The following is a 5,527-nucleotide window of genomic DNA, read 5'->3' as shown; positions in this document are numbered from 1 at the left end:
TAAAACAGGGTTCTGTAAGATTTTGTAAGGCAATTAAACTTGCAATTTAAAAAATCTCCATAATTTATAAAAAATTATTGAAATCATATATGCTTTGTTGTATAATTAAAGTAAAGGACAATTGAATATTGTACTTTTGTAAAAGGCAAATCTATCGAAAGATAGAGACGCAAAGCCAACGAGTCTAAGGTGGAAACACTATGACGGTCGGGTTGCCAAAAGTTATGAGATCTTAGATCTTAATAGCTCTGTTTGGTATACCCATTCAGAGCTTTATTTTTGCTCATTGTTTACTTTCGCACCGGCTTTTTTCCCGCAGTATTATTTACTTCTTTGCTGCATACTGAAAGTAAACATCTTTGGCCCTTTCGACAAAGGCAAACTCAATGAAAATTGAGGACGCAAAGCTACAGGTCTTCGGTTTGTTAATCCAAACCATGATGGCTGAGTTACCGAAAAAGGGAGGAATTATTTATGAAGAGAATAGTAAGTAGTATTGTTGTGCTCATTTTAACCATTACCCTCGTTTCAGGCATTGGATTTGCCCAAACCACTGCAAATTACGGGTACATAACGTCAAATGGAGTTACCATCCAAAATATCCCCTCTTCAGTTGAAGGAAAAGTAACAATAACAGGTGAAACCGGCAGCACTTTAATCAAGATACTTATTATCAAAGACGAAGTTCAGCGCTGGTATGATGTCAAGCTTACTGACGGCAAATTCAATGAAGAAATCTGGCTTATTGATGGTATAGGCAAGTACCAAGTTTCAGTCTTGGTTCATAAGAAAGATAGAGTATATACCTTTGGACCGACAGTGTACGTTGAAAACACTGTTGATGTCAACAGGTTCACAGTACCTACACTTCATGTTGAAAGCAACAATGAACAAATTATTGCTTTGGCAAAAAAATTAACCAAAGACGCAAAAACCGACAGGGAAAAGGCTCAAAAAATTTACAATTGGGTTGTCAAGAATATTAAATATGATTATGAAAAGTACCTAAAACAAGTCAATAAAAACTATGACAATATTTATGGTGCCGTCAACACCCTTGAAACAAAAAAAGGCGTATGCTACGACTACTCTGCTCTAGTTGCGGCATTGGGCCGGGCATCGGGACTGCAGGTAAAAATGGTTAAAGGTAACTTCATAGGTTCCTATGGCAACGAACTTCACGCTTGGAATGAAATATATATTTCCGAAGAAAAGCGATGGATTAATGTTGATTCCACCTTTGGCTCTACTCTTAAGACAAATTATTTTGACAACAAGGACTTTAACAAGAACCATGAAAAACTTGAAGAATATTAATTAAGCTTACATACCTCCATTTCACAATATAACCCGGTGAAACTTAAAAAGCTCAGAAAGCATTTAGCTTTCTGAGCCACTTTTTTGTTAGTTGAACCAAGAATTAATCCAGTTTCTCAACCATTACTTCTTGTCCATTTTCATCAATTATATAACTGTGGTAGATTACTCCTTCAGCTATATCCTTGTATGCCCAGTAGTTTTGAGGTACATCTGTAAATTCGAGTACTGCACCGTTAAGAGGACCTCTTTCAAGGGACCTGTTGATTAATGCTACAGATTCCGATCTCTTAATGCTAGCCTGAGGTCTGAAGGTCTCATCCGGATAACCTTTTATATAACCTTTGGCAACCAATGTCTCAATATACTTTTGAGCCCAGTGGCCTTGAATGTCTTTCAATTGAATTCCAGCATTAGATCCCTCTTCGATCTTTCCGAGCTTTTGAAGGAATTTGTATGTTACGGTCGCAAACTCAGCTCTTGTTATGCTCTTGTCCGGCATGAAGGTTCCATCCGGATATCCTCCGAACAGTTCCTCCTCAGTAACATATTTTATAGCCCATGCGGCCCAGTGGTTGTCTTTCAGGTCTTTAAAGGTAACAGAGGAATTCTTTCCAGCACTGTTTTCATCAGCACCCAAAAGTTTTGCAAAGATAACTGCTGCCTCCGCTCTTGTAATATTATTCTCAGGCTTGAACAATCCTCCCGGATATCCTCTAAGGAAAGGTGTGTGTCTGCTTGATGTAGAACCGCCATGAGGTATCTCTTCAATAGGTTGTTCTGTCGTCTTTGGTGTAGTTGTAGGTTGTTCCGTCACCTTCGGTGTAGTAGATGGCTGAGTTCCTCCTGAAGAACCTGTACCGGAATCACCGGAGCTCGGTGCAGACGTTGGCACCGGAGCGGACTCCTGAATGATTTCCAACTGGCCATCTATGCGTTCAGTATTTAAATCTTCCAGATTATTGTCTGCAGCACTTCCAAAGCTCGTAAATTTTATTGGAACTGTTCCGGGCTTTGCATCTTTGTTTACTTCCATAACTATTGTAAATAATACTCCGTCCTGTTTTATCGCTTCAGTACCACGTCCGCTATCTTCCGCAAATATTATTGCAACAATTTCATCATCTTCTACAATATTGTAATCAAAGCTTTTTGAAGGGTTTTCAACTATACTTCCGGGCTTTAATTCTATTACCTTAAACAGGTCTGAATCATAACCAAATGTAAAGTCAATATTCGCCACTCCTAAAGAAGGAACATTTTTGATGCTTACCGGTACCTCAACTCTCTCACCGGGTTTTGCCTTAACATTCCCAATAGTTATCTGAAATGCATCGGATGCAGCAAACGAAACAAATGCACACATATTAATAGCTGCAATTATAGCCACAATTGTCAGCATTGATAAAATTCTTTTTATTTTTTTCATACTTCTTCCTCCCCAAAATAATCCACTATTTTACAATATAGATTGGTATATTTTTATTTTTCAATTACCTCCAACAAATACTCTTTTCCTTCTTGATCGAGCTTGTATTTGTGGTTGAGCACGCCCTCTGCAATATCCTTGAACGCCCAATGGGTTTGCGGAACGTCATCGAATGTCTGAGGTGCATCATGCAAAGGTCCTCTTCCCATAGCCCTGTTTATCATTGCAACGCTTTCAGAACGTTTGATATTGTTATTAGGCTTAAATGTTCCGTCCGGATATCCGTTGATGTAGCCGAGATCGGATAACTGCTCAATAAATTTCTGTGCCCAATGACCTTTCACGTCATCAAACTTGAACTTTTCGATCTCTTTTTCTTCAAGCCCTTTTTCGGATACAAGGAGTTTAAACACAGCAGTTGAAAACTCCGCTCTTGTTATATTTTGATTGGGCTTGAACGAGCCATCAGGGTAGCCGGTAAACAACTTTTTGTATGATACAAATTTGATTGCCCAATATGCCCAGTGAGAGCTATCCAGGTCGTTATATGAAATACTATAATCAATCTTTGTGTTTTCATTGGCTCCCATAAGTTTCGCAAAAATCACTGCCGCTTCAGCCCTTGTAATACTCTTTTCAGGTCTGAACAATTTGTCCGGATATCCTGTCAAATATGAATAGTGTTCTCCCACAGCAGCCGGTATTTCTTCATCAGGCTGTTTTATTTCAGTTGGCTGAGGTTTTTTAGTCACAGTTATTTTACCGGGTTGTATTACTTCATATCCTTTCATGGTTTTCATGTACCAATCAAGGGCGTAAGTACCTTCCACCGAGTTTGGCATGGATTCCGGCTCTTCAAATTTTACCGTTGTATCGGCAGCTTTAAGCACTTTAAAGCCAACCTTTCCAATTATTCCGGTTTTTTCAGCCGCTCCGGAACCTCTATAGGCTTCCAACTCCGTATATATACTGGAATAATTTATTACACCGGAATTTATTTCATTTGTTGCAATTTTCAACGGATTATACTTTTTATTCGTTATAAGCTCCGATCCTACGAGTCCTGTTGTATTTGTAAAAGCTTTACCAGTTACAGGGTCAACTGCTTGCAATACATTGGGATCATATTTGATATTTACTTGGAATCCTGCAAGGTTGACAAGATTGTTTGCTTTTACCGTAGCAACAATCACATCTCCTACTTTTACTTTCGTTTTATCAAGTTCCAAGGCAATATGAGCATCTTTTGGCAATGTTACATCCGGTATGTTGGAAGGTGTACTTGAAGGTGTAGCAACCGGTGTCTGGGTAGGCGTTTGCGTAGGGTCAACTATTGTCAACATCTTAGGTTGAACTACCTCGTAACCTCTTATAATTTGCGTGTGCCAGTCAAACAAGTTTGTTCCTTTTATTCCGTCAGGCAAAACGTTTGTGTCTTCAAATCCAATGCTTGTGTTTCCTGTTTTTAAAGCTTTGAACCCTATCTTGCCGATGATTCCAGTTGTTTCAGGTTTTCCGCTTTCTCTGTATTGCTTTGCAGCCGCATATGCTTTGCCAAAGTTTAGAATCCCTGCGTCAACATCATTTTTAGTCGCATCTATAGGTGTGTATTCATCATCAATTAATAACGTGCCGTCTACTGCCGGCATTTCAAAATTTGATATCGGTTCCCCTGTCAAAAGATTGACAGCCTGCAGAATTGATGGATCATATTTTATGTTTATCTGATATCCGCAGAAGTTATTGATATTGTTTATTTTTATTGTGGCTACAATTATGTCGCCTACGTTTGCTTTTGTCTTGTCAAGCTCCATAGCTATGCTTGAAGTTTCTGCATAAGTTATGTTTGTGAGTAAGCTGGTTAGAAGTAGCATTATTATTGCTGCTACAGATAATACATTGCTTTTTTTCATAAAACCCCCCCAAAGATATCATACTTTAGACATTTCTTTTTATTTTTTTGATATTTATTCGCTCAACACCCCCAAGCACAATATTTTTATTTTATATTTTAATGAAGGACAACTACCTTCACTTGTTTTCATTCTCATATAGTAATGATATGGTGTATGCAATTCGTTATATAAAATTTCATTATCATAGCTATATCCTGTTTATGGCAATATCGACTACAAAGCCAATTAGTCTGCAGTTAATACTTATTTTTGAAATTTATATTTGGAGTGAATAGACTGTATCAATAGCGGGAATAAAAGCTGGTACATTATGAGCATCTTTGAATAATCTTCTGAAAGTAATCTTTTGAATGAGATAAGACATGAATCTAAACATAGCAATGCACAACAATTCCTCCCCAAGAAAAATAAATCGATTGCATTAACCCTTAGAGCATATTTCAGTCTATATAATGTTTAAGCTAATAATCTATTGTATACTTTAATTATAAATTAGTTTTTCCAATGTTTCAAGTCATTTTACAAATAATCTCTTGTTTTTCGGCAATCTAGGCCCAACGTCCCGGTTTATTTTTATATGAAAAAGCTGCTGCGCAAAGAACTTAATCTTCAGCGCAACAGCTTTGGATAAAATCATCTTAGTTTGTCAATTGCTCCTCAAGCAATTTGTTAAGTATTTCTCTATTATCTTCATCTATAATGTAACTGTGGTCAAGGGCACCCTCTGCGATATCTTTGAATGCCCAGTATTTTTCGTCAACATCTGGGAAGATCTGCGGCGCTTCGTGAAGCGGACCTCTCTCCAGTGCTCTCGCTTGTTTGACACCCATCAAATTTTTCCATCCTGCAAAATCCTTTTAATTAT

Annotated in this window: 4 protein-coding genes and 2 riboswitches; of the genes, 1 reads left to right on the top strand and 3 read right to left on the bottom strand. The window is 37.8% G+C overall.

The features are described from left to right. Positions 1–134 precede the first annotated feature (134 nt). Positions 135–220: riboswitch (cyclic di-GMP riboswitch) on the top strand. A 146-nt stretch (positions 221–366) separates the two neighbouring features. Further along, positions 367–457: riboswitch (cyclic di-GMP riboswitch) on the top strand. A gap of 17 nt (positions 458–474) precedes the next feature. Further along, entirely contained in the window at positions 475–1,317 is an 843-nt protein-coding gene (locus PLH43_RS12860) for a transglutaminase-like domain-containing protein (RefSeq protein ID WP_324363761.1), read from the top strand. A gap of 103 nt (positions 1,318–1,420) precedes the next feature. Here PLH43_RS12860 and PLH43_RS12855 read toward each other — a convergent pair whose 3' ends face one another. From PLH43_RS12855 to PLH43_RS12845, 3 genes are all read right to left on the bottom strand, one after another. Then, entirely contained in the window at positions 1,421–2,746 is a 1,326-nt protein-coding gene (locus PLH43_RS12855; RefSeq protein ID WP_324363759.1) for a cohesin domain-containing protein, read from the bottom strand. Between the two features lie 53 nt (positions 2,747–2,799). Further along, the gene (locus PLH43_RS12850; protein WP_324363756.1) at positions 2,800–4,659 is read right to left on the bottom strand and encodes an S-layer homology domain-containing protein; all 1,860 of its coding nucleotides are present in this window, start codon (positions 4,657–4,659) and stop codon (positions 2,800–2,802) included. 641 nt (positions 4,660–5,300) lie between these two features. Then, positions 5,301–5,492 (bottom strand): hypothetical protein, encoded by a 192-nt coding sequence (locus PLH43_RS12845; RefSeq protein WP_324363754.1) that lies wholly within the window; start codon positions 5,490–5,492, stop codon positions 5,301–5,303. Between the last annotated feature and the right edge of the window lie 35 nt (positions 5,493–5,527).

The organism is Acetivibrio sp., assembly GCF_035371925.1.
GTDB lineage: Bacteria > Bacillota > Clostridia > Acetivibrionales > Acetivibrionaceae > Hungateiclostridium.
This window is presented reverse-complemented; position numbering and strand designations above follow the sequence as displayed.